Here is a 26,152-nt window from a genome sequence, read left to right on the forward strand (position 1 = left end):
AGATTGACAGTCGTTGATTATTATTTATCTATTAATTATACTGTTTTGGAGCTATACGTGCTTTTGAAGCTTGCTCGTAAGCATATGTCCAATTAAGTAAATCTAATTCTTTTTGTGGTTTTGTAATAAATGTTAAACCTTTTGGTTCGCCGTTTTTACTATAACCCATTGGTACTGTTATAGCAGGATATTCTGCGACGGCTGCATAGCCAGCATGATAGTTATTAATTGAAACGAACCCATCTAAATTATGCTTTTTAATAGGCTGTAAAAAATAACTTCTTCCATTAAATTTGAGTGTGCGTTTTATTTTTGTGAACGCTGTATTAGTTGCTTTATCTTCTACAACACCTTTAAATAAAGACTGGCCATAAGGTGCATTAAGTAATGAGTCTTGGTTATTATACTTTATAATATCACTAACTGAGCTTAAATTTAAATTTGGGTTTGCATATTTTTCAAGATACTCTGGTAAATCGTTTTTCATATCTAAATTTAGCAGTCTTAAAAAATCTGGTAATTCAATTTCTGGTTCTTCAATTTCTATTATTGTAGCACCTTGTGCTTTTAAAACTGTTAACGCATTGGAATACAAACTATCTTTTAATAAGCGTTTGTAAGCACCTAATCGTTTTCCTTGTAAGTCTTTTTTATTATAATTATTAGAGTAAAAACCATTAATCAAATCGGTTTTTATAGATTTAGAATCTTTTGCATCATAACCTAACATAGCGTCTAAAACAATTGCATTATCGGTAACATTTTTTGTAATTGGTCCAGCTGTATCTAAAGTTAAAGAAATAGGTATTATTCCTGTTCGACTTAATAAGCCAATAGTTGGTTTTAAACCAACTACTGAGTTTTGACTTGCTGGAGATAAAATAGAACCTGAAGTTTCACTACCTATTGCTGCAACACAAAAATTTGCAGCTACCGCAACACCACTACCAGAACTAGAACCACCAGTATCTATTATTCGTCTTCCATAAGGATTTAATGTTTGACCACCAACGGCACTGTAACCGCTTGGGCAATCGCCACAAAAGAAATAAGCCCATTCACTGAGGTTAGCTTTACCTAAAATTATAGCGCCATGGCTTTTTAAACGCTCAACAATAAAAGCGTCTTCGGTTTGGTTATTAGATAATGCAATTGCGCCAGCAGTTGTAGCCATACCTTTTGTGTTAATGTTATCTTTTAACAAAATTGGCATACCAAATATTGGATGACGCTCGGCTGTAGTTTTTATTTCGGCATCTGCAATTTTAGCTAATTCAATGGCATTTGGATTTATTGCTATAACAGAATTTAAACTTAATTCATTTTCTCTGTCAAACTGGCGTATTCTGTACAAATAAAATTTCACCAATTGCTCATAACTTAACTTGCCTTCTCTTATGTTTTTTTGAATTATTGGTATATTTTGTTCTAGTATAAGTGGCTTTAAAGCATCGTAATTTACTTGATTAAAACCAATAAGTGACTCGTTAATATCTTTCCAAAGTGTTTCGTTTTTTAAAAATTTAGAATCTAAAACTTTAAACTCTCTAAAATCTTTTATTGCAACTGCCGAGTCTGATTTCTCTTCAATTTCATTAACTTTAATGTCTGTTTTCTTTACTTCTTTACAATTATTTAGTAAGAAAATTGTTATTAAAATAAATAGTATGTTTTGTTTCATTTTTTAAATTTTATTTAAAAATACAAAACGCAACTTAAAGTTTTAGGTTTTAAACCTTATTCTATCTTTTAAGTCTTATTAATTAAAACGAATACAAATGAAAAAATTCTTCTTTTTTATATTAAGCATTGTTTTTATTTCTAGTTGCTCTACAGAAAATTCTGAAAACCAAAATGAAACTATAAACCCAACAACTACTGAAGCTTTTTATTTTCCACCAAATGATAGTGAGAAATGGGAAACTACAGACGCTTCAGCATTAAATTGGAACGTTAATGCTACTCAAGAACTTTCAAACTTTTTAGAGATAAATAACACTAAAGGTTTTATAATACTTTACAAAGGAAAAATAGTTATAGAAAATTATTTTAACAACCATGATGCTAATAGCAATTGGTATTGGGCAAGCGCAGGAAAAACTTTAACTACAGCCGTTTCTGGCATTGCAGAAGACCAAGGCATTATTAATATAAATGATAAAGTTTCACAGTATTTAGGTACTGGATGGACAAGTGCTACTTTAGATAAAGAAGACTTAATTACTTGTAAACATTTATTATCTATGTCTTCTGGACTTGATGATACTTTAGGAGACTCTACTTCACCAGAAAACTTACAATATATTGCTGATGCTGGAAGCCGTTGGGCTTACCATAATGTTTATGTGAAAATGCAGGATGTTATAGCTCAAGCTAGTAATCAAGATTGGAACTCATATTTTAATTCTAATTTAAAAAACAGAATAGGCATGAATGGTGCTTGGTTACCACTTGGAGATCTAAATGTATATTGGAGTAACACGCGTAGTATGGCTAGGTTTGGTTTATTAATTGCCGCTAACGGTAAATGGGAAAACACACAAATTGTATCTGCCAATTTTTTAAGTGAGGCCACACAAACAAGTCAAAATATTAACGAAGCTTATGGCTATTTATGGTGGTTAAATGGAAAATCTAGTTATCACCTACCACAAAGTCAACTAGAATTTCCCGGAAGTTTAGTGCCTAATGCACCAAACGATATGTATTGTGCTTTAGGCAAAAACGACCAAAAAATTTATATTGTTCCAAGTAAAGATTTAGTAGTTATTAGAATGGGAGACGCTGCAGATGATGAAAACTTTGCTTTGTCATCGTTTGATAATGATTTATGGGAAAAAATTAATCTAGTAATTAATTAACTCCTCTTTATTAAACTCACAACAACTAACTAACAGTCAGAAACTTAAAATTTACAACCTTTATAGTTATGTTAATTACAACAAAACCATACATTAATAAAGTTAATTTTCTTTTGTAGAAAAATAATAAGTTTAGCTATATTCACGCACTAAACTTAATCAATATGAAAAAAATTACCTTATTACTAGCAGTATCTCTGCTAATTTTTGGATGCTCTAGCGACGACAGTCCAAACGAAGAAAACCAACAAAATAGTTGTGCCTTACCTGTTAATTTATCTGTACAAAATTTAACAAATACAACTGCGTCTTTTAACTGGGATGTAAGCATAAGCTCTTCTTTATACCAAGTAGAATATGGTACTTTTGGCTTTTCTCAAGGTAGTGGAATAACTTTAACCGTTCCTGACACTTACACATCTGTACAAAACTTACAACCACAAACACAATATAGCTTTTATACTCGCGTATTTTGTAATGAATCTCAAACTTATAGTAATTGGGCAGGACCATTTTCGTTTGTTACATTAGACAGTAATCCTTTTTGTGAGGACCCAACTAATTTTACAGAAGATGTTTATCCAGACTCTATAACGCATAATAAAATAGATTTATATTGGAGTTCACCAAGTTCTGGAGGATCTGAAATACAATATGGAGTACAAGGTTTTAACTTAGGTAGTGGCACTACACAAATTGAACCAGATTTTTATGATCAATCTGCATCTATAAACAATTTAAACTCTGAAACAACTTATGATTTTTATGTAAGAAATGTTTGTGAAGACTCTGGATTTAGTTCATGGGTTGGACCAGTTTCTATCACAACTTTAAACGAGCCATCAAACCCTAATTGTATAGATCCATTTAATTTTACATCTACTTCATCTGGAACAAATAATGATGGAAGTAAATATTTTGATTTTACTTGGGATTACGAAAGCTCTCAAAACAGTTGGGAAATAGCTATTGTTGAAGCAGGAACTGCTTTTAATACTAGTAGTGTAACTGCTACTTCTTTTTCTCCTGTAAGGGTAAGTTATGGCGGTGTTACTTCTGGACAAGCTTATGATTTTTATATACGATCTAATTGTGGTGGAACTAATGGTTTTAGTGATTGGGTTGGCCCAATAACAGTTACTGCTCAATAGTATTTAAAACAATAACTCATAAAAAAAAGCCTTCGAAATAAATTTCGAAGGCTTTTTTTTATAGAATTTTGTTACATATTTTTTCTATTTAAAGAAAGAGTCTACAAACTCGTATTTATTAAATACCTGCAAATCTTCAATACCTTCACCAACACCAATATATTTTACTGGTATTTGAAATTGATCACTAATACCAATTACAACGCCACCTTTTGCTGTGCCATCTAATTTAGTAACTGCTAATGATGTTACTTCTGTAGCTGCTGTAAATTGTTTAGCTTGCTCAAATGCGTTTTGTCCTGTAGAACCATCTAAAACTAGTAATACATCATGTGGTGCATCTCCTATAACTTTTTGCATTACACGTTTTACCTTGGTTAACTCATTCATTAAATTAACTTTATTGTGTAAACGTCCTGCCGTATCAATAATTATAACATCGGCATCTTGAGAAACTCCAGACTCAAGTGCATCAAAGGCAACACTTGCTGGGTCACTTCCCATTTCTTGTCTTATCATTGGCACATCTACTCTATCTGCCCAAACTTGTAATTGGTCTATTGCTGCAGCTCTAAAAGTATCTGCAGCTCCTAATACAACTTTTAATCCTTGTTTTTTAAATTGATAAGCAAGCTTACCTATAGTTGTAGTTTTACCAACACCGTTTACTCCTACCACCATTAAAACATATGGTGTTTTTTTACCATTTTCTTGAGGTGGCAATGTTGGTATTTTATATTCTGTTTCTTCGCCAGAGTTAGTTTCACTTAATAATCCTGCAATTTCTTCTCTAAGAATTCTATTAAGCTCATCTGTACCTAAATATTTATCTTTAGCAACACGAGCTTCTATACGCTCAATTACTTTTAATGTAGTATTTACACCAACATCACTAGAGACTAATACTTCTTCTAAATTATCTAAAACATCGTCATCGACTTTAGATTTTCCAGCAACTGCTTTACTAAGTTTCCCTAAAAAACTAGTGCTTGTTTTTTCTAAACCTTTATCTAAGGTTTCTTTTTTTTCTGAAGAAAATATTTTTTTAAAAAAACTCATTGGCTGTTTTTTCTATTAAGTGTTAATTAAAATTTTAATAGCAATAGTCAAGCCTTAAATTTAAAACTGAAACATTGTCATTAATTATTGTAAAGTAACGTAATATTTTGACATTAAAAAAGCCGCTCTCTATTTAGAAAGCAGCTTAATAAATTGTACATATAGTAAAACTTATTTCTTGTTTAAGAAATCGTTTACTAAATCTGGTGCCATAATTTTTTCAACAAACATGTATGCTCCTGTTTTAGGAGATTTTTCCATTCTGATTGCTTTAGACAATCTCTTAGATCCTGTTTGTAACGATGCTACTGATTTCTTTGCCATAATTCTAAAAAATTATCTTAATTACTTAATTTCTTTGTGAACAGTCATTTTCTTTAAGATTGGATTAAATTTCTTTATCTCCATTCTATCAGGTGTGTTCTTTTTATTCTTAGTCGTAATATAACGAGAAGTTCCTGGTTGCCCAGAAGCTTTATGCTCTGTACATTCTAATATTACTTGTACTCTGTTACCTTTTTTTGCCATTGTAAAATTTCTTTTTTGTTATTTCCGCGCAAGCGAAAATCTCATCCTATATAGGCTATTATTTTATAAATCCTTTAGCTCTTGCATCTTTTAATGCAGCTGCGATACCAATCTTGTTGATTGTTTTTAAAGCAGATGTAGATACTTTTAAAGTTATCCACTTATCTTCTTCAGGAAGAAAAAAACGTTTTTTGATTAAGTTCGCGTTAAATTTACGCTTAGTCTTATTCATTGCATGCGATACGTTGTTTCCAACCATTGCTTTCTTTCCTGTAAGTTCACAAACTCTTGACATTACTTATAACTTTAAAATTGTTATTAAAATTCGAGGTGCAAATATATGAAATCTTTTAGTATTGACAATCTGTTTTTTATCAATTTTTAAAAATTTCTTTACTTAAAAGTTCTAAAGCCTTATTTACCGCCTTGTTTATAACCCTTAATCTATTATTTCCCAGCTCTAATTTTTGTGAAATTACTCCATTTTTTGATGCAAATGCAATAAAAACTGTACCAATTTCTGCTTGAGAATCTCCTTTTTCGGGTCCTGCATTACCTGTTGTAGCAATTGCAAAATCTGTTGCGTATAGTTTTTTGCATTGTACTGCCATTGCTTCTGCAACTTCTGCGCTTACTACTGAATGTTTATCTATTAATGCTTGTGAAACACCTAAAATATTTACTTTGCTTTGTGTTGCATAAGGTACAATAGCGCCTTTTAAATAGGCTGATGCTCCAGCATGTTGTGTAAATATTTGTGCTATTTGACCTCCTGTACAACTTTCGGCTATGGATAGTGTTTTATTGTCTTGGGTAAGTTTTTTTGCTATTACTTCTTCTAAATCACCTTCGTCTTCAAAACCTGTAAATATATCTTTTATTAATGGTAATACTGTATCTATTTGGGTTTCTATTTCTTTTAATAAAATGTCTTCGTCTAATCCAATTCCTGATAATCGCAATCTTACTTTACCTAAACTTGGTAAATAAGCTAATTTAATATAATGTGGTAATGTGTTTTCCCAAGATTCTATACGTGAGGCAATAATACTTTCTCCTACACCGTAGGTTAATAGCGTTTTATGTATAATATAAGGTCGTTCGTATTTTTCTTTTAGCCTAGGTATTACTTCTTTTACCATTAATTCTTTCATCTCAAAAGGCACTCCCGGCATAGAAATAAAGACTTTATCTTTTTTTTCTATCCACATTCCTGGTGCACTACCTACTAAATTCATTAATGGTTTTGCTTTTGATGGAATTAAGGCTTGATCTAAGTTTACTTGTTGTATAGGTTGCTTTACAAAGTCTCGCCAAAGACGCTGTATATTTTCTGTGACTTGAGCATCTCTAATTAAGGTGTCGTTAAAATACTCTGCTATGGTATGCTTTGTAATATCGTCTTTTGTAGGACCTAAACCTCCTGTAATAATTATTATATCTGCATTTTCTTCAGCTTCTGCTAATGCTTTTAATATATGAGATTTTTCGTCTTGAACAGAGGTTATTTGGTAAACCGAAATACCTATGGCATTTAGTGCTTTACCTATATATGCTGAATTTGTATCTACAATTTGACCAATAAGGATTTCATCTCCAATGGTAATAATTTCGGCTTGCATTTATAAACTAAAATCGCTTTTTATTTCTTTTGAAGCTTTTTCTATTGCTTCTAGCACAATTGCTAATTGTGGTTTTACATCTTCTCCTTCCTTTTTATACTTGCCCCAATCTTGTATTTCAATGAGTTTATCTAAAACTCCCAACTCAAAAACATCTACAGTAGGTTTCATTTTATGAGCGGTTTGGTAAGCTTGAAGCATGTTCTCATTTTCTACTGCTTGTTTTAAAAGTGCGGCATCGGCAGGAACTTCTTCTAAAAATGTTTCGGCTAATGCTAAAATAAAATCTTCGTCATTATCTGCAAGCTCACGTAGTCTATGTAATTTATAATATTTTTCCATTTTTATTTAACAGTTATAGAAAATAATTCTTGGTTTTCTATAAATCCTTTTAATTTATCATTAGCAACTACCTTGCCAACTCCGGCAGGTGTTCCCGTAAAGATAATGTCTCCAATCTTTAAAGTAAAATATTTTGACACATATTCGACGATTTCATCAATTTTCCACAACATTAGGCTCGTATTGCCTTGCTGTACTACTTTTTCATTCTTTTCTAAACTAAAATTAAGGTTGTTTAAATCTTCAAAATTTGATTTTGGAAGCCATTTTCCTACAACGGCAGCTCCATCAAACGCTTTTGCTTTTTCCCAAGGTAGTCCTTTTGCTTTTAAATTTGCTTGCAAATCACGCGCTGTAAAATCGATACCTAATCCTATTTCATTGTAATATTTATGTGCAAATTTTTTATCTATATACTTACCAACCCGATTTATTTTTACAAGTACCTCAACTTCATGATGTACTTCTTTTGAAAATTCTGGTATAAAAAACGGTTGTTTTTTTAATAGTATAGCGGTATCTGGTTTTAAAAACACAACAGGATCTGTTGGCTTTTCATTTTCCAATTCCTTAATATGGTCTGTGTAATTTCGTCCTATACAAATTAGCTTCATAACCGGTTTTAAATTTTATTATTAAAAGCTCTTAATTTAATAGCTGTGAGTACCTTTTTTGTATATAAAGGAAAATCTGCATTGAGTAACCAGCCAAAATATCCAGGTTCCTTATCTAATACATCTAGTACTTTTTTGCCTTTATGCTTACCAAAAGAAAAACATTCTTCGCCCTCTTTATTATAGTTTATAAATCCTGCAAAATCTGCAAACTTTTTATGCGAGCTAAACTCGGCTAAAAATTTAGCGTCGTTTTCTAAATCTTCATAACGATCTAATTGTGCTTTTAAAACTTCATAAGTTGCTAAAGTATCTGCTTCTGCAGAATGTGCATTTTCTAAGTTTTTATCACAATAAAATTTATAGGCTGCACTTAATGTACGCTGTTCCATTTTATGAAAAATAGTTTGTACATCAATTGCCACGCGTTTATTCATATCAAAATCCATATTTGCACGAAGCATTTCTTCTGCTAATAAAGGTATATCAAACCTATTAGAGTTAAATCCTGCCAAATCGCTATCTTTAATCATAACATTAATATCCTTTGCAAGTTCTGCAAATGTTGGCTCGTTTGCAACGCGTTCATCTGTAATACCATGTATAGCAGAAACCTCTGCTGGAATTGGCATTTCTGGATTTACCAACCAGGTTTTACTCTCTTTATTTCCGTTAGGAAATACTTTTAAAATGGAAATCTCTACTACTCTATCTTTAGAAATATTAATTCCTGTTGTTTCTAAATCGAAAAAACAAATAGGTTTATTTAGGTTTAATTGCATGTTTTGTAGTATGGTTTATGCAAATATAATTGTATTATGTTACTTTTACTTTGATTCTTTAAATTTTGAAGAGAATACAAACTACACACATTAAAGACTACAATAAAAATTATAATGAAAATACAATTTACCATATTTATTTTTTTACTAATTAGCGTATATAGTTTTGCGCAAAATGAACATAAATACGTTAAACTTACCGAAGAAAAAAAAAGGGAAACGCATAACACTTTATGCTAATAACACAGATTCTCTCTCGTATGACATTTTTTTAAAAGTAGATACTAAAGATTTTAGACGCAGTAGCACTAGACCTATTCTTAGAAATATTACTCCAAATAGCAAAATTAAACTACTAACATTAATACAATTAAATGGTACCGAAGGCAAGTACAACACTACTTTTATTGTTAATGAAGTGGCTTATGCTATTGAAGTAGAAAAAGACCACGAAGGTTTAGATTTTAAAATAGATGAAGCTTTAAAAGATAAAGAAGTAACACTTTACACAAAAAACGACTGTCTTATTTGCCCAGATACTAAACGTATTTTAAATAATAATAAAATTGCTTTCACAGAATATAACATAGATAAAGACAGCACTAATTATCTTAAAATTATTAAAGATTTTAAAAGCAACACAAACAAAAACTTTGATAATAAAATACCAGTTTTAAAAGTAGATACAGCCATTTACAATAATATAGAAAGTGTAGAAGATTTTATTACTGCACTACGAGAAGCGTTTAATTAAGAATAGAATAAAAATTAAAAATGAAAAATTTAAAAAACAAAAAAGCAATAATAACAGGAGGAAGCAGAGGTTTAGGTAGAGCTACAGCCATTGCTTTTGCTAAACAAGGTATTGATGTTGGTATTACAGGTAGAAATGAAGACACGCTTAAAGCTACCGTTGCAGAACTTAAAGGTTTAGGAGTTAATGCAGAATACGAAGTTTTTGATGTAGGTAATTATGAAGAGGTTAAAGCAAGTATAGACAACTTAATTAAAAAACTTAGCACAGTAGATATTTTAGTTAACAATGCTGGTATCGCTGCTTTTGGTACACTAAACGATATGCCTGTTGAAGAATGGAGTAAAATTATACAAACCAATGTTATGGGTATGTACTATGTTACAAAAGAGGTTTTACCTTATTTAATAGATAAAAACCAAGGTGATATAATTAACATCTCATCTACCGCAGGATTAAATGGTAATGCAACTACATCTGCCTATTCTGCATCTAAATTTGCAGTTATTGGTATGTCTGAATCTTTAATGAAAGAAGTTAGAAAAAATAATATTAGAGTTTGCACATTAACACCAAGTACAATAGCATCAGACATGTCTATAGATTTAGGTATAGCAGATAAAGACTCACAAGATAGTGTTTTACAACCTGAAGATTTTGCAGAGTTAATTGTTGCCGGTTTACAGCTACCAAGACGAGCAATGTTAAAAAGTGCTGCATTATGGTCTACAAACCCATAATATAAAATCTTTATTTATAAAAAAACACAGCTTAATGCTGTGTTTTTTTTTTGTTTTAATTAAAAATTAAATCTTTATATTTAAACTAACTTTTCACATACAGTTTAATACGCTATTATTCAATGAGTCTTCTTTTTTCAATTTTAATTGTTGGTATTCCAACTTACCTGTTTTTTAATTGGGTTTTAAAAAAATGGAATATTGGCAATAAAAGTAACAGAAAATTTATAGCTATTATTCCTGCTATATGCTTAAGTCCGCTACTATATATAAGTATAATTTACATATGGTTTTTTATAGCATCCTATTATCCAACAACAAATTTTAATAAAAATGAATGGCACACAAATACCACCGAAAGGTATAAAATGTCACAAGATATTATTGAAAGTGATTTGTTAATTGGAAAAACCAAAAAAGAGGTAAGCAATTTATTAGGAGACGATTTTTACATTTATAATAGCAACCATATTGCATACCAACTTGGTTTTGTTCCTGGCTTATTTAATATAGATCCAGATGTACTAGATATCTATTTTGAAAATGGAATAGTTGTAAAAGTTTCACAACACAAAACTTAATATTAAAACGAATTGCAAATAATTAATAAAGAAAAAATGAGAAAATTAATTGGCATATTTTTAATAGGAATTTTATTTACATCATGTAATTCTAAAACAACTACAGCACCTTCTAAATCTAAATTTTTAATTGATTCTCTTTACAGCGAAAGCTTTGGCAATTATAGAAAACACAATCTCTATTTACCAAAAGACTTTGACACCAAAAAAGATTACCCAATTATATATGCGACTGATGGTAATAGCAATTTAACAGATAAAAAAATATTATTAGACTCATTAATAGATAATAAAATAATTAAGCCTTTAGTTTTAGTAGCAAGTTTCTCTAACGGTAAAATTGCAGACAGTACAAGTATGACAATTGGTAATGGAAAAAGACACAATCTTACTTACAGGTATTTTGAATATGTAAATCAAGATTTCCCTAAAGACAATAAGTATCCACATTTAGAAAATACTTTTAAAAATCATTTAAATTACTTTAGTAAAGAATTAATTCAATACATAGAAAAAAATCTTGATCAAACCACAAACCGAGATGATAGATATTTTTATGGCGCATCTAATGGTGCAGGATTTGGCTTGAGTTTGCTAAATACTAACCCAGATTTAATAGGTACTTATCTTTGTTTTTCAACATTTGCCGGTGATATAAAATCTAATACTTCTTGGAATACTAATACTAAATATCCAAACCTCTATTTAAGATATGGAAGTGAAGAAACTTTTCTTGATGCTGATGCTAAGTTTTTAAAATTAAAATATGCCGAAACAAACTCCTTTATAGATGTTAAGAAATATAATGGCGGACATAATAATAAATTTTGGAAAAAAGAATTTACTAATATTATTACAGACATTTTAAAGTACGAATAAAACATGAGCCGTTTTAAAGAAATAACTAAACAATTATAATAATTAGAAATAATACACATTGCTTGTTATGCTATATATTATTTAAAACTTTTGATACTACAAATATTCCACAACAAATGCCTAACTAATTTCATATTATAAAATATATCTTAGGTACTGCCACATTAAATCTGGTTTAATTCTCAAAATGACACATATAAATGAATAAATAAAGTTCTATAAAACAAAAAAAAGCACAGTAATTAAACTGTGCTTTTTATATATAATAAGTAGTATAAATTATATTTCTCTATTAGAATCCCAAGCTTCCAAATAGTCTTTTACTGCTTTTACAAACTGCCCACCAAGTGCTCCATTTACAACTCTGTGATCGTAAGAGTGTGATAAAAACATTTTATAACGTATACCTATAAAATCGCCATCTGGTGTTTCTATAACTGCTGGCACTTTACGTATAGCACCTAAAGCTAAAATACCTACTTGTGGCTGGTTAATAATTGGTGTCCCCATAATACTACCAAATGTACCAACATTTGTTACAGTATATGTTCCGCCTTGTATATCGTCTGGTTTTAATTTATTATCTCTTGCGCGTCCTGCTAAATCGTTTACAGCTTTTGTCATGCCAACCAGGTTAAGTTGGTCTGCATTTTTAATAACTGGTACAATTAAATTCCCATCTGGTAAAGCTGCTGCCATACCTAGGTTTACGTTTTTCTTTTTAACAATTGTATCGCCTTGTAAAGAGATATTCATCATAGGAAAATCACGTAATGCTTTTGCAACGGCTTCCATAAATATAGGCGTAAACGTAAGGTTTTCGCCTTCACGTTTCATAAATTCTCCTTTTACTTTCTTTCTCCAGTTCCAGATATTTGTAACATCGGCCTCGATAAAACTTTGTACGTGTGCACTTGTTTGTACACTATCTACCATATGATGCGCAATAAGCTTGCCCATTCTAGTCATTTCTATAATTTCATCACCTTGTGCTGCTACAACTGGCGCTGGTTTTTTAGCTTCAGGTTTAGCAGTCTTAGCTGGTGCAGCTGCTTCTTGTGCAAGTTGAGAACCTCTATTTTTTAAGTAAGCTTGCATGTCTGCCTTAGTTACACGACCATCTTTTCCTGTTCCTGTAATAGCATCTAATTCGGCCTGATCAATACCTTCGGCTTTAGCCATATTTTTTACTAATGGAGAGTAAAAACGTTCGCCATTAGAACTTATTGGCGCTGCTGTTTCTTGAGCTTTAGTCACCGTTTTTTCAACCTCTGCAACTGCAGGTGCTGTTTTTTCTTCTACAACTTCTTCTGCTTTTGGTTCTGTAGCGGCTGTATTACCTTCACCTTCTGTTTCTATCACAGCAATGGTTTGGCCTACTTGTACCACATCGTCTACATTAAAAAGCACTTCTACTAAAACACCATCAACTTCACTTGGTACTTCACTATCTACTTTATCTGTTGCAATTTCTAAAACTGCTTCGTCTTGTTCAATAGTATCTCCAACTTCTTTTAACCATGAAGTAATCGTAGCTTCTGCTACGCTTTCTCCCATTTTCGGTAATTTTAGTTCAAATCTTGCCATATTAATAAAAAATGTGTCTTTTTATATTTTCAAAATGCAAAATTAATAAAAAATAGCTTATTTATCTGACTATTCATTATAATTTTGATTTTATTAACTCTATTATTTTGATACTTAAAAGTGTATCACTTCTCCTCTACTTTTTGAGGAATGACTTCCGAGTATAAAATTAGCGTTTTTTGGAAGTATTTTGAAAGTTAAATTTTTATTTTTTTCTGAAGTTTCCATTTCTTCAATAATCTTTTGAAAACTAATATAGTTAGCATCAAAAATCACCTGTGTATTGGCTTTTGCTTCCGTTATATTTTGAATTGATGATATCGGTTTTTTTAATTTTTCGGCTAAAACATCTATTTCCTTATTTGAAACTAATGCGTAATTTTCAGTTTTTACAACTACATCTTTTCCTTTATTGCCAAATATTCTTGCAGATTGTATGCCTAAAAAAACCAAAGCATCAAAAACTACATTACGTTTAAAATGTTTTTTATAAAATATTTGCATAGCGCCATAAAAGCGTTTTGCATAGGTTTTATTTTTTAAAGTGCTTTCTCCTTTGTAATGTATTGCACTTATTTCTCCATAATAATAGCTTTGGTAACCTGCTTTTATAATTTTATAACTTAGGTCTATATCTTCGCCATACATAAAATAGTCTTCGTCAAAACCATTTACAGCTTTGTAAACATCGCGCTTTATTAACATAAATGCGCCTACATAAATGGGTACTTTACCTATTTCATTTTTAGATAGTTGGTTTGCATAATAGTGTTGTGAGTTACCTAAAGCTTTTTGTATTGCTACTTTTGTTATTGGAACGTTACGTTTACTTTCGGGTAAAAACTCACCATTTCCATCTATTAACTTACAGCCTACTATACCAAGGTTATGTTTTGTTTTTGCAAATTGCAAGAGTGTTTTAAACGTGTTTTCTCCTACTACCGTGTCTGGATTTAATATGCAAATATATTCGCCTTGGGCTTGTGCTACTCCTATATTATTTCCTTTAGAAAACCCATAGTTATTTTTATTTTCTATAAGTTTTACTTTAGGGAATTTAGCTTTTACCATAGCACAACTTTTATCTTGTGAGTTGTTATCTACTACTATTATTTCGGCATCTATATTTTGTATTGCTGTTTCTACGCTTTGTAGACATAGCTCTAAAAAGTAGCGTACATTATAGTTAAGTATGATAACCGAGAGTTGCAAAAAGGCTTATTGTTTTAATGAGTTTTCAAACGGAATACGGTTTAAAATACTGCGTCCAAGTGTTACCTCATCTGCATACTCTAACTCATCTCCAACAGATATTCCTCTGGCTATTGTAGAGGTTTGTACTTCTAAACCTTGTAATTGTTTAAATATATAAAAGTTGGTAGTATCGCCTTCCATAGTTGGACTTAAGGCAAAAATAAGTTCTTTAATGTTTCCGCTTTTTACTTTTTCTATTAAGCTTACAATATTTAAATCGTGTGGACCAATACCTTCTATAGGATTTATTTTTCCGCCTAAAACGTGATACAATCCTTTATGCGATGCCGTATTTTCTATAGCCATAACGTCGCGAATATCTTCAACGACGCAAATAACATCTTTTTTTCGTAATGGATTTGCGCAAATTTCACACAGTTCTACATCGCTAATATTGTGACAAGATTTACAAAATTTTAAATCTTCGCGCATGTGTGTAATTGCTTGCGATAAATTTGTGGTTTGCTCCTTTGGTTGTTTTAATAAATGTAATGCCAAACGTAATGCTGTACGCTTACCAATACCTGGTAATTGTGAGATTTCGTTAACAGCATTTTCCAAAAGTTTTGATGAGAATTCCATAGACTGCGAATTTAAATATTAGTCAAGACTTTCGCTAATTTTAGCGCACTTAAATACATTAATACTTAAGGTAATAATAAGTTATATTTTACTATTTTTTTACAACAAACCTATAGCTGTAAACTTATTTTGTATTTTGGCCGGTAGAATATAATTTACATGACTGCTACTCAAATTTTATTATTAATTGCTGCCTATTTTGGTGTGCTTATTTTAATATCTTATTTCACAGGAAAAGAAGATACAAATGCTGCTTTTTTTAAAGCAAACAAATCTGCACCATGGTATTTGGTTGCTTTTGGTATGATTGGAGCATCGCTATCTGGCGTAACATTTATCTCTGTTCCTGGTGCTGTAGAAGGCAAACAGTTTGGCTATTTTCAAGTTGTACTAGGCTATTTTGTTGGTTATTTAGTTATTGCTTATGTATTATTACCTTTATATTATAGATTAAACTTAACGTCTATTTATACGTATTTAAGAGATAGGTTTGGCAGTACAAGTTACAAAACAGGTTCTGTAGCCTTTTTAATTTCTAGAACGGTTGGTGCTGCTTTTAGGCTGTTTTTAGTTGCTAAGGTCTTACAGCTTTTAGTTTTTAATCAATTTGGTATTCCTTTTCCGGTTACCGTATTAATTACCATTGCCTTAATTTGGCTATATACCTTTAAAGGTGGTATTAAAACTATAATTTTTACAGACACTTTACAAACATTATTTATGCTTACTGCCGTAATTGTGGCAATTTTCTTTTTAGCTTCTGCTTTAAATTTAAATAGTATTAGTGAAGTCTACAGCAATATTACTAATAGCAACATGAGTAAGGTTTTCTTTTTTAGCGATGGTAATGATCCGCAGTATTTTTGGAAAAGCTTTTTAGCAGGTATATTTATTACTATTACCATGACAGGTTTAGACCAAGATATGATGCAAAAAAACCTAACCTGTAGAAATATTAAAGAAGCACAAAAAAATATGCTTTCGTTTGCAGTGGTTCTTGTATTTGTAAACATCTTATTTTTAGCTTTAGGTTTAATGCTTACCCAATATGCAGAGCAAAATGGTATTACTGCCAAAAAGGATGATTTATTTCCAACCGTAGCCATGTTGCCAGAAATAGGTATTGCGACTTCAGCATTTTTTCTTTTAGGTTTAATTGCTGCTGCTTACTCGAGTGCAGATTCTGCTTTAACTTCACTAACAACTGCTTTTTGTATAGATATTATAGAGCTTGATAAAAAACCACAGCAAGAACAAAAAAAGATACGTAAACGTGTGCATATCTTTTTTAGTTTTCTACTTGTTGCTGTAATTATATTATTTGATACTATTTTTAAAGATGTTTCTGTTATATGGGAGTTATTTAAAGCTGCTGGTTATACTTATGGTCCATTACTTGGCTTATTTGCATTTGGCATTTTAACCAAAAACCATATTAAAGATAAATATGTTTGGATTATTGCCATAGCCGCACCATTACTATCTTACTTTATGAATCTGTATTCTAAAGAGCTATTATTTGGCTACCAATTTGGATTCGAAATTTTAATAGTAAACGGCTTACTAACATTTATTGGCTTATTATTTATTACCAATAAAAAAGAAGTTAATACTGGTTTGTAGATAGCATTACCAATGTACAAGCAACTTCTACTTCAATATTATTTTCTTCGAGAATAGCGTAAAATTCTGGATTTTCTGTTCCTGGATTAAAAATTACACGCTTGGGTTTTAAAGACACTATATAGTTATAATATTCTTTTTGCCTAGTAGGGTTTAAATATAGAGTTACTGTATCTAAAACCTTATAAGGTTTTAATTCTGTATCTATAGTAACACCATATTCTTCTCCTGGACGCATTCCAAAGGCCACAGTATCATGATTATAATTTGTTAATTTTTGCATCGCCATATTAGAATATCTATTTGGTTTTGTTGATGCCCCTATTACTAATGTTTTCTTATTCATCTTTTTTTATTTCTTATCTCATATTAATAAAAAGAAACAAGACAAATGTTAAATTCATGTTAACACCTGTTAAAAGCGGTAACAGAAATTTAAAACAAACGTCTTTATATTATTACCAAAACAAACCAATTTAAATACAATCAATCAAAAAACACCAATCAATCAAAATGAAACATTTTTTAAGCATTTGCCTATTTGTAATGGCTTTTACATTACAGGCACAAACTTCGGTTAATAGTCCATCCATATTTAAAAATGGAATTATTACTGGTACTATTTTAGACGGAAATCTTAACGAACCCTTACCATATGTAAATATTGTAATTAGAGATTTAAATAATAAAATTATTACAGGTGGTCTTACAAAAGAAGACGGTACTTTTTACATGGAAAATATACCTGAAGGAAAAAACAAAGTAAGCATCGAATACCTTGGCTACAAAACAGTAAGTCGTGAAATTGAAATTACCAAAGCCACTAAAAGAATAGACTTTGGTACTATTAAAATATTTGAAGAAGCTACCAGTTTAGGCGAGGTAGAAATCACGGCCGAAGTTTCTACAATACAACAAAAAGTAGACAGAAAAGTAATAAACGTTGGTAAAGACCTTACTACAACTGGACCAACAGCAAGTGATATTATGAATAACTTACCAAGTGTAAGTGTAGACCAGCAATCTGGAGCTATAAGTTTACGTGGTAATCAAAATGTGCGCGTTATGGTAGACGGAAAATTATCTAACATTCCTGCTGCACAGTTATTAAAACAAATTCCTTCTACCTCTATAAAAAGTATAGAGTTAATTACAAATCCATCTGCCAAATATAATCCAGAAGGTATGAGTGGTATTATAAATATAGTACTACATAAAAACGTGAAATTAGGATTTAATGGTAGTATAAATATGGGATTAAATGTAGATGAAAATGCAAAATTTAATTCATCGGTAGATTTAAACTATAGAAACGGAAAAATTAACATCTACGGAAACTATGGAAACAATATTGCTAAAAACGCAAACAGAGGAAACATTTTACGTATAGACGATAATTCTCAACAGTTTTTTGGAGGCTTATCTAACACTAAAAATCACTTATATAAAGTTGGTGTAGATTACTACATTAATGATAAAAACACAGTATCTTTTTTCACAAACCAAAATACATTCGACTCTAAAACTAATAGTGAAACCAGTGTTTTATTTTATGATGATGAAGCCGCTAACCAATACCAAACTTTTAAAAATACAAACGATAACATCTCTGGGCAGTACAACTTAAATTACAAATTAGATTTTGCTAAAGATGGTCACAACGTAGAGCTAGAAGTAGATTATAACGATTTTGAACAAGATGAAGATGCTAATTTTTATAATTTTGGTGCAAATGCACTAAGTCCTACAAGAAATGATTTAGTAGGAACAGAAAGAAATAGAACAACCATAAACCTAGACTATGTAAACCCATTAAGTGAAAAAGCAAAATTAGAATTAGGGTTACAAGCACGTTTATTTGAAACCAATATAAACTTTGCCTCTACTGGTTTGAGCTTTAATGAAGCTGGAATGCTAAGGCAAACACCATCAACAACTTTTGATTACGAAAGAAACATATTCTCTGCTTATGCAACCTACGGAAAGAAATTTGAAAAATTCACATACCAAATTGGTTTAAGAGCAGAGACTGTAGAGGTTAACGCTAATGCCTTAGAGACAGAAATAGAAACAAACGAAACTACTCCAAATCCTTTTAAAAATGATTATTTTGAAGTCTATCCTTCGTTGTTTTTAACTTATAGTCCTAGCGAGAAAAACTCATATCAATTAAGCTATAGTAGACGTATAGATAGACCTGGAATTGGACAAATAAACCCTATTAGAGAATGGAGCACGCCATTAATATCTCAATTTGGAAACCCAAATCTTTTACCACAATTTACAAATTCTATAGAAGCAAACTATACACGTGTAGTAAAAGGCGGAAGCATAACTGGTGGTGTATTTTATAGAATTATTGAAGACGAAATTAATACTGCCGTATTTGTAGACCAAACAGATTTAAGCAGGTTAATTTTAACTAATGATAACTTTGATAACACATCGGCTTTTGGTATAGAGTTATCAAGTAATTACAGACCAACAAAATGGTGGAGCATTAATGCAAGTTTTGATTTGTTTTCGCAAACACAAACCGGTATTACAGAACGTATAGATGTACCATTAGAAAATGCAACTATAGACGATATTATTAGAAGTGAAATTGAAGTAGATAATGTAGCTTGGAATTTTAGAGCTTTCAATAACTTTAGTGTAAGCAAAACCTTATCATTCTCTCTTTTTGGATTATATAGAGGAAAAAATAAAGGTATCCAGTTTGAAAGTACACCAATGTATTTTGTAAATGTAGGAGCAAGACAAAGCTTTGCTAAAGGTAAAGGGTCTATAAGTATTAATTACAATGATATTTTTAATACTATGGAATTTGGTTTTGTAGGTGATAACCCATTTAGACAAACCGGAAATTTTAATTGGGAAAACCAAAACATATTTTTAGGACTAAATTATAGATTTGGTGGTGGGAAATACAGAGCTAAATCTAGAAAAAATAGAGATAATAACGAAAAATCTAGCGGTGGTGGATTTATGTAAAAACACAAAATTCAGCTCAATTTAATAGTCCTTATAAAAGTTGATGGTTAGTGTTTATTTTGGCTATTAAATTAGAAAACCCAAAGCGTTTATGCTTTGGGTTTTTATTTATGTATATATTTTCTTGTTAAAGATCTATAAATTGCGTTAAAAAAGTGCTAAATACCTCAACCAAATAGATTTAACCATAATTGGGTTATATATTTGCATCAGTTAATTCTTGAAATTGATATTTCATATTATTATAGAATTGATTAATAGCGTGAAATCCTGGAACTTTGTTTCAGGATTTTTTTTTATGAGATTAAAATCCTTATGTTAAATAGTGTTAAATACTGAATATCAATGTAATAAAATCAAAAAATAAGCGTCTATTAAGAAACACAACACCGTTAACGAATTTATTTTATTTGAATTAGTCTTTACATAAAACGTTCGTAAACACGTTAAGTTTATATGATTGATAGCAAAAAATCCCATTGTTAAACATTGGGATTTTTTATAGTTATAGTTTCTTGTTAAAAAATTACCACTTTATTATAGCACTTCCCCAAGTAAATCCACTACCAAAGGCTGCTAAAACCACATTATCACCTTCTTTTATTTTACCTTCTTCCCAAGCTTCAGTTAACGCAATAGGTATAGACGCTGCTGTTGTATTACCATAACGCATAATATTATTATAAACTTGATCATTACTAAGTGCAAACTTTTTTTGTATAAATTGAGCTATTCTTAAATTAGCTTGATGCGGAATAAGCATACTAATATCTTCTTTCCCTAATTTATTTTGCATTAAACCTTCCATAATTACTTCACTAAATCTAACTACAGCATTTTTAAATACAAATTGCCCATTCATATGCGGGAAATAACTTTCATCGTTAGGATCTTTATCTGCTAAAATATCATTTACCCAACGTTTTCCCATACCTGGTGCTACTAACACCAACTCTTCAGCATGTTCACCTTGAGAGTGTAGATGTGTAGATAATACACCTTTAGTTGTGTCTTCTTCTCTTGTTAAAACTGCAGCTCCTGCTCCATCACCAAAAATTACCGTAACGCCTCGACCACGTGTAGTTTTATCCAACCCGTGAGAATGCAACTCACTACCAATAACAAGAATGTTTTTATACATTCCTGTTTTAATAAAATTATCTGCTACAGATAAAGCATAAATAAAACCAGAACATTGGTTACGTACATCTAGCGCACCAACAGTTTTAATTCCTAAAGCATGCTGTACTTGTACGCCCGGACCAGGAAAATACATATCTGGACTTAAAGTCGCAAAAACAATAAAATCTATATCGTCTTTATCTATTCCTGCACGCTCAATTGCTTGTTTGGCAGCTTTTACTCCCATAGTTGCAGTTGTATCTCCAGAACCTGGTTTTACCCAACGGCGTTCTTTTATTCCTGTGCGTTCGGTAATCCATTCATCATTTGTATCCATCATTTTAGATAGATCATCATTAGTTACCACATTATCTGGCAAATACTTACCAAGTCCAATAATTTTCGAATTGTACATTTATAATCTTTTATTCTTTTTTTAAACAAGAAGTTATTTGTTAAAACTTCTTAAAATAGTCTCGCAATTTAATGTTTTCGCAATAAAACACTTTAAAATTATATTTCAATCATTATGCATGCATAATATATAAACTATTTTATGTATTTAATAATAACAAAAAAACAAATGTCATCTTGTCACCTTTACTTAATTGGTATTTTTTTTGACTATCACAAAACAGTAAATTAATAATAATAATTAAAACCTGTTTTTTACCACTATGTTTTACATAACCATAGTGATTAAATTAACAGATTTAAAAAACTATAACAATGGCAAAAGGTAATATTAATGTTTCGGTAGAAAACATTTTTCCACTAATTAAGAAGTTCTTATATAGTGATCACGAAATATTTTTACGTGAACTTATTAGTAATGGTACAGATGCAACTTTAAAATTAAAGCATTTAACCAGTATTGGAGAGTCTAAAGCAGAATACGGAAACCCAATTATTGAAGTTAAAATCGATAAAGAAGGTAAAAAACTTCATATTATTGATCAAGGTTTAGGTATGACTGCAGACGAAGTTGAAAAATACATTAACCAAGTCGCTTTCTCTGGAGCCGAAGAATTTTTAGATAAATATAAAGACTCTGCTAAAGACTCTGGAATTATTGGGCATTTTGGTCTTGGTTTTTATTCTGCTTTTATGGTAGCAGATAAAGTAGAAATTATTACTAAATCTCACAAAGAAGGAACCGAAGCTGCACACTGGACTTGTGATGGTTCTCCAGAATTCACATTAGAAACAGCAGATAAAAAAGATAGAGGAACAGAAATTATTCTTCACATTGCTGAAGACTCTTTAGAGTTTTTAGAAGAAGCACGTATTGGTAGCTTACTATCTAAGTATAACAAGTTTATGCCTATTCCAATTAAATTTGGAACTAAAGAAATTAACGATCCAGAACATACACCTGAAACAACTAAAGATGCTGAAGGTAAAGAAACTACAGAACCACAGAAAAAAATTACTGTAGATAATATTATAAACAATCCTAATCCAGCTTGGACAAAACAACCAACTGAGTTAGAAGATGCAGACTATAAAGGTTTTTATAGAGAACTTTATCCTGCTCAATTTGAAGAGCCTTTATTTCATATTCACTTAAATGTAGATTACCCATTTAACTTAACTGGTATATTGTATTTCCCAAAAATGACTCAAGATATGAGCATGCAAAAGGATAAAATTCAATTATACCAAAACCAAGTATTTGTAACAGATAATGTAGAAGGTATTGTACCAGAATTTTTAACCATGTTACGTGGTGTTATAGATTCTCCAGACATTCCATTAAACGTATCACGTTCGTACTTACAAGCAGATGGCGCTGTTAAAAAGATTTCATCTTACATTACACGTAAAGTAGCAGATAAATTAAAATCGTTATTTAATAATAACCGTGAAGATTTTGAAGCAAAATGGAACGATATTAAAATTGTTATTGAATATGGAATGCTTTCTGAAGATAAATTCTTCGATAAAGCAGATGCATTTGCATTATACCCAACAGTAGATAATAAGTTTTACACGTATCAAGAATTAGAAAACGCCATTAAAGCAAACCAGACAGATAAAGATGGTAAAATGGTAATTCTATACGCAAGCAACCAAGACGAACAACATACATATATTGAAGCTGCCAAAGCAAAAGGATATGAAGTATTGTTATTAGATTCTCCAATTGTTTCGCATTTAATGCAAAAATTAGAAAGCACTAAAGAGAATATTACTTTTGCACGTGTTGATGCAGATTCTATAGACAAACTAATTAAGAAAGACGATACAACAATTTCTAAATTAGATGAAGAGCAAACTAAAGCATTAGACGAATTACTAAAAGAAGTTATTCCTTCTGAAAAATTCTCTGTACAATTAGAACCTCAAGATAGTGATGCTGCTCCATTTATGATAACACAACCAGAATTCATGCGTCGTATGAAAGAAATGCAAGCAACTGGTGGTGGCGGAATGAATATGTTTGGTAACATGCCAGAGATTTACAACCTAGTAGTAAATACAAATTCTGACTTAGTAAACGATATTCTAAATACCAAAACAAAGAAAAAACAAGAACGTTTAATTAACCAAAGTTTAGATTTAGCTAGACTATCTCAAGGTTTATTAAAAGGTAAAGAATTAAGCGATTTTGTAAAACGTAGTTATGAGATGATTAAGTAATCTCTATAAATTAATTTAAAAAGCCACTTCAATTTGAAGTGGCTTTTTTATTTAACTAAACCGTTTCAGTTGTAGACTCTAAAACACTAATATCTGCTTTTTCATCTACTTTATAAACTACAGCTTTAACAGTCTCAATTTGTTTTCTGTTTTTTGTAATTAAAATTAACTTTCCTTGAGAATCATGGTGTATTAATTTTAATATTGTATTAGTATGCTTTTTGTTATTTAAAAAAGCCTCTTGTATAAGTAAATTCTTTTCAGAAAAAACAAATACCGTCATGTGCATTGCAGATTGCTTAATATAATAAGCTATGGTTTTACTAATAGCAATTATAGCAACAATACTATAAGCAGCCATTGTAAAATCGTTAAACACAAAAATACCCAAAGCAATTACAATACCATCTACCATTAATATTAATTGACTAAAAGGACGTTTAATTTTTTTTGCCAGTATACGAACTAAAATATCATTTCCTCCAGTGGTTGCACCAGCTTTCATTACCATAAAAACAGAAAAACCAATAATTACACCACCAAATATCGATGAGATTAAAACATCTTCTACAAATATCTTATTTCTAAATATTTTGGTGAAAATGTCTATATAAAAAGACACCAACACCATTGAAAATGCTGTTTTTAAGCCTGTTTTTTTTCCCAATACTTTTGTTCCCCAAAGTAATAATGGAATATTTATACACAAAGCTACTATACCAACAGATAAACCTGTAAGTTTATTTGTTACAATACTTAAACCTAAAATACCACCTGGCACAATATTATGTGGTATAATAAATATTACATACGCTATAGCTAATATTAATGACCCAATCATGACATTAGTATAGCTTTTTAACTCTTTAACTGTTTGCTCTCTTTTTAGTAATACTGTGATTTTTCTTATCATAATACTAGGTATAAAAAAATCCCTTTGATTTAGTGTAAAATCAAAGGGATTAAAAGTTTCTATTTCTTATTAATTTAAACGCTTTGATATTTGGGTGTAATCGACTTCTTACACATAAAATTATGTGCATTACTTTTAATACTAATCGATATAAGGTTTAAAAAATTCATTTTACTATGGTTAAAAAAAAAGCGTTCTATTAAAAAATAGAACGCTTTATATATGGTTTTTATAATATACGCTCTATGCTTTGGAAATTGACATCCAAAACATTTTACAAATACTATTTAATTTATTGTTTCTCATAATTATACTGCAAAGGTAAATTTAATTTTTATAAACAAACCTTTCTTATGTTAAATTAATTTTAAATAAAAATAAAAAAATACTATGCGTGCATAGTATTTTTTGTCAATAAATAACTACCTTATAGGCATTGAATTATTACTATGAACGAAAAATTAATATCTAAAAAAAAACCAGCATATCCAATAACAGATAAGTTGTCAAAATACCTTAGTGAGCAAGGCCGAAACATAAAAATTCCAATTTTTTATGATGATCTTTTACGCTTTCAAGGTGCAGTAGAAATTTTTGATGATAATGATAATGATACACTTTGGGTAAGCTGTTATTATGCCGAGCATGAAAGAGATGAAATAGAGTTAAGTTTAAAACAAATGTATTCTATATTACATTCAGACGGTAGTGACTCTATTCTACCCTATTTAAATATTGATAGTATTGATTTTTGCACCTTTGGTAATACTAAACCTTTTCGTATAAAAGTTAGAAACGTATTAAATGATAACTATATATTTTTATATATAAAAAAAGCAGATGCTTCCAGAATTTACGGTTTAGAACTTGAGCATATTCTATCGCCCAACCATATAAACTTTTTAGTTCATAAAGACACTTTAATAGAAGAACATATTTCTGGAATTCCTGGTGACACTTACATAAGCGAATACCTAAATAAAATTACAGAACAAGATAAACGTGCATTAGCCAAAGAGTTTGTTAAATTTAATGAGCGCTGCTTTGTAAGACTTTTGGCAGATATGCGCTCGTATAATTATGTAATTGTAATTACTCATGATTTCGACCGTATTCAATATAGAATTCGCGCAGTAGATTTCGACCAGCAAAGTTATGAAGGTAACCCAAAAGTATATAAACCACAGTTTTTAAAAGAAAACAATGCTTTAGTAAAAATGAGTATAGAGGTTTTAGCTAAAGAGTCTATAGAACAATATAAAAAAGAAGAACGTTCTCTTCTAGCAAAGCGAGCAACAAGCGAGCAGGAACGCTTACAAGATTTAATTAATTGCATGAAAGAAGATACAATTTCTACAAATGCTAAAATTAAAGAATTAAGGTCTGGCTTATTTAAACTCACTAACGATGTAAGGTTTAAACGCTCTAAAAACATGGGAGAATTACTAAAATCTGCATTAGATTTTATTATAAGAAATTACCAAAACGAAAATCCATATATTATAAAATAACACACAACTA

The 26,152-nt window shown here is 30.4% G+C and carries 25 protein-coding genes; 10 read left to right on the forward strand and 15 right to left on the reverse strand.

Annotated features, from left to right (window positions below):
* Positions 1-31: 31 nt before the first annotated feature.
* The gene (locus tag BM549_RS06745; protein WP_290469569.1) at positions 32-1,681 is read right to left on the reverse strand and encodes an amidase family protein; all 1,650 of its coding nucleotides are present in this window, start codon (positions 1,679-1,681) and stop codon (positions 32-34) included.
* Between the two features lie 97 nt (positions 1,682-1,778).
* Here BM549_RS06745 and BM549_RS06750 point away from each other — a divergent pair, with 97 nt between their 5' ends.
* Positions 1,779-2,861, forward strand: a complete 1,083-nt coding sequence (locus BM549_RS06750) for a serine hydrolase (protein WP_290469570.1) — start codon at positions 1,779-1,781, stop codon at positions 2,859-2,861.
* 164 nt (positions 2,862-3,025) lie between these two features.
* Positions 3,026-4,012, forward strand: coding sequence for a fibronectin type III domain-containing protein (locus BM549_RS06755; RefSeq protein WP_290469571.1), 987 nt, complete (start codon positions 3,026-3,028; stop codon positions 4,010-4,012).
* Positions 4,013-4,096: 84 nt separating this feature from the next.
* Here the strand turns inward: BM549_RS06755 and ftsY are convergent, their stop codons facing one another.
* The 8 genes from ftsY to BM549_RS06795 form a co-directional block, all read right to left on the reverse strand.
* Entirely contained in the window at positions 4,097-5,071 is a 975-nt protein-coding gene (gene ftsY, locus BM549_RS06760) for a signal recognition particle-docking protein FtsY (protein ID WP_290469572.1), read from the reverse strand.
* 171 nt (positions 5,072-5,242) lie between these two features.
* Positions 5,243-5,395 carry a DUF4295 domain-containing protein gene (locus tag BM549_RS06765; protein ID WP_013868804.1) on the reverse strand — a complete coding sequence of 51 codons (153 nt, stop codon included), beginning with the start codon at positions 5,393-5,395 and terminating at the stop codon, positions 5,243-5,245.
* Positions 5,396-5,416: 21 nt separating this feature from the next.
* Positions 5,417-5,599: a 50S ribosomal protein L33 gene (gene rpmG, locus BM549_RS06770; protein WP_013868805.1), complete on the reverse strand. Its 183-nt coding sequence runs from the start codon at positions 5,597-5,599 to the stop codon at positions 5,417-5,419.
* 58 nt (positions 5,600-5,657) lie between these two features.
* On the reverse strand, positions 5,658-5,894 hold the full coding sequence (gene rpmB / locus BM549_RS06775; RefSeq protein WP_013868806.1) for a 50S ribosomal protein L28: 237 nt from the start codon (positions 5,892-5,894) through the stop codon (positions 5,658-5,660).
* A gap of 79 nt (positions 5,895-5,973) precedes the next feature.
* A complete protein-coding gene (locus BM549_RS06780) occupies positions 5,974-7,221 on the reverse strand; it encodes a CinA family nicotinamide mononucleotide deamidase-related protein (protein WP_290469573.1) in 1,248 nt (415 codons plus the stop codon).
* Entirely contained in the window at positions 7,222-7,563 is a 342-nt protein-coding gene (locus tag BM549_RS06785) for an Hpt domain-containing protein (RefSeq protein ID WP_290469574.1), read from the reverse strand.
* A gap of 2 nt (positions 7,564-7,565) precedes the next feature.
* Positions 7,566-8,177: a fumarylacetoacetate hydrolase family protein gene (locus tag BM549_RS06790; RefSeq protein WP_290469575.1), complete on the reverse strand. Its 612-nt coding sequence runs from the start codon at positions 8,175-8,177 to the stop codon at positions 7,566-7,568.
* A gap of 8 nt (positions 8,178-8,185) precedes the next feature.
* A complete protein-coding gene (locus BM549_RS06795) occupies positions 8,186-8,959 on the reverse strand; it encodes a 3'-5' exonuclease (protein WP_290469576.1) in 774 nt (257 codons plus the stop codon).
* Positions 8,960-9,134: 175 nt separating this feature from the next.
* On the opposite strand from BM549_RS06795, the gene BM549_RS06800 reads away from it, so the two are divergent.
* The 4 genes from BM549_RS06800 (at position 9,135) to BM549_RS06815 (ending at position 11,913) form a co-directional block, all read left to right on the forward strand.
* Positions 9,135-9,713 carry a glutaredoxin domain-containing protein gene (locus BM549_RS06800; RefSeq protein ID WP_290469577.1) on the forward strand — a complete coding sequence of 193 codons (579 nt, stop codon included), beginning with the start codon at positions 9,135-9,137 and terminating at the stop codon, positions 9,711-9,713.
* A 20-nt stretch (positions 9,714-9,733) separates the two neighbouring features.
* Positions 9,734-10,453 (forward strand): 3-ketoacyl-ACP reductase, encoded by a 720-nt coding sequence (locus BM549_RS06805; protein WP_290469578.1) that lies wholly within the window; start codon positions 9,734-9,736, stop codon positions 10,451-10,453.
* 122 nt (positions 10,454-10,575) lie between these two features.
* The gene (locus BM549_RS06810; protein WP_290469579.1) at positions 10,576-11,034 is read left to right on the forward strand and encodes a hypothetical protein; all 459 of its coding nucleotides are present in this window, start codon (positions 10,576-10,578) and stop codon (positions 11,032-11,034) included.
* A 36-nt stretch (positions 11,035-11,070) separates the two neighbouring features.
* Complete coding sequence (locus BM549_RS06815) at positions 11,071-11,913, forward strand: alpha/beta hydrolase-fold protein (protein ID WP_290469580.1); 843 nt, start codon at positions 11,071-11,073, stop codon at positions 11,911-11,913.
* A 279-nt stretch (positions 11,914-12,192) separates the two neighbouring features.
* On the opposite strand, the gene BM549_RS06820 is transcribed toward BM549_RS06815, so the two are convergent.
* From BM549_RS06820 to recR, 3 genes are all read right to left on the reverse strand, one after another.
* Positions 12,193-13,500: a dihydrolipoamide acetyltransferase family protein gene (locus tag BM549_RS06820; RefSeq protein WP_290469581.1), complete on the reverse strand. Its 1,308-nt coding sequence runs from the start codon at positions 13,498-13,500 to the stop codon at positions 12,193-12,195.
* A 114-nt stretch (positions 13,501-13,614) separates the two neighbouring features.
* Positions 13,615-14,712 (reverse strand): glycosyltransferase family 2 protein, encoded by a 1,098-nt coding sequence (locus tag BM549_RS06825; RefSeq protein WP_290469582.1) that lies wholly within the window; start codon positions 14,710-14,712, stop codon positions 13,615-13,617.
* 6 nt (positions 14,713-14,718) lie between these two features.
* Positions 14,719-15,336, reverse strand: a complete 618-nt coding sequence (gene recR, locus BM549_RS06830; RefSeq protein ID WP_290469583.1) for a recombination mediator RecR — start codon at positions 15,334-15,336, stop codon at positions 14,719-14,721.
* A gap of 159 nt (positions 15,337-15,495) precedes the next feature.
* Here recR and BM549_RS06835 point away from each other — a divergent pair, with 159 nt between their 5' ends.
* The gene (locus BM549_RS06835; RefSeq protein WP_290469584.1) at positions 15,496-16,959 is read left to right on the forward strand and encodes a sodium:solute symporter; all 1,464 of its coding nucleotides are present in this window, start codon (positions 15,496-15,498) and stop codon (positions 16,957-16,959) included.
* Here the strand turns inward: BM549_RS06835 and BM549_RS06840 are convergent.
* Positions 16,943-17,305: a CoA-binding protein gene (locus BM549_RS06840; protein ID WP_290469585.1), complete on the reverse strand. Its 363-nt coding sequence runs from the start codon at positions 17,303-17,305 to the stop codon at positions 16,943-16,945. The two genes, BM549_RS06835 and BM549_RS06840, sit on opposite strands and share 17 nt — an antisense overlap.
* Positions 17,306-17,472: 167 nt before the next feature.
* Between BM549_RS06840 and BM549_RS06845 the strand changes: the two genes are divergently transcribed.
* Positions 17,473-19,953, forward strand: a complete 2,481-nt coding sequence (locus BM549_RS06845; RefSeq protein ID WP_290469586.1) for a TonB-dependent receptor — start codon at positions 17,473-17,475, stop codon at positions 19,951-19,953.
* Positions 19,954-20,479: 526 nt separating this feature from the next.
* Here BM549_RS06845 and BM549_RS06850 read toward each other — a convergent pair.
* Positions 20,480-21,490: a 3-oxoacyl-ACP synthase III family protein gene (locus BM549_RS06850; RefSeq protein WP_290469587.1), complete on the reverse strand. Its 1,011-nt coding sequence runs from the start codon at positions 21,488-21,490 to the stop codon at positions 20,480-20,482.
* A 314-nt stretch (positions 21,491-21,804) separates the two neighbouring features.
* Here BM549_RS06850 and htpG point away from each other — a divergent pair, with 314 nt between their 5' ends.
* Positions 21,805-23,718: a molecular chaperone HtpG gene (htpG, locus tag BM549_RS06855; RefSeq protein ID WP_290469588.1), complete on the forward strand. Its 1,914-nt coding sequence runs from the start codon at positions 21,805-21,807 to the stop codon at positions 23,716-23,718.
* Between the two features lie 55 nt (positions 23,719-23,773).
* Here the strand turns inward: htpG and BM549_RS06860 are convergent, their stop codons facing one another.
* Positions 23,774-24,631 (reverse strand): YitT family protein, encoded by an 858-nt coding sequence (locus BM549_RS06860; RefSeq protein WP_290469589.1) that lies wholly within the window; start codon positions 24,629-24,631, stop codon positions 23,774-23,776.
* Positions 24,632-25,080: 449 nt separating this feature from the next.
* On the opposite strand from BM549_RS06860, the gene BM549_RS06865 reads away from it, so the two are divergent.
* Positions 25,081-26,142: a hypothetical protein gene (locus BM549_RS06865; RefSeq protein ID WP_013868824.1), complete on the forward strand. Its 1,062-nt coding sequence runs from the start codon at positions 25,081-25,083 to the stop codon at positions 26,140-26,142.
* Positions 26,143-26,152: the final 10 nt, after the last annotated feature.

This window comes from Lacinutrix sp. MedPE-SW (assembly GCF_001874145.1).
Classification (GTDB): Bacteria; Bacteroidota; Bacteroidia; order Flavobacteriales; family Flavobacteriaceae; genus Lacinutrix.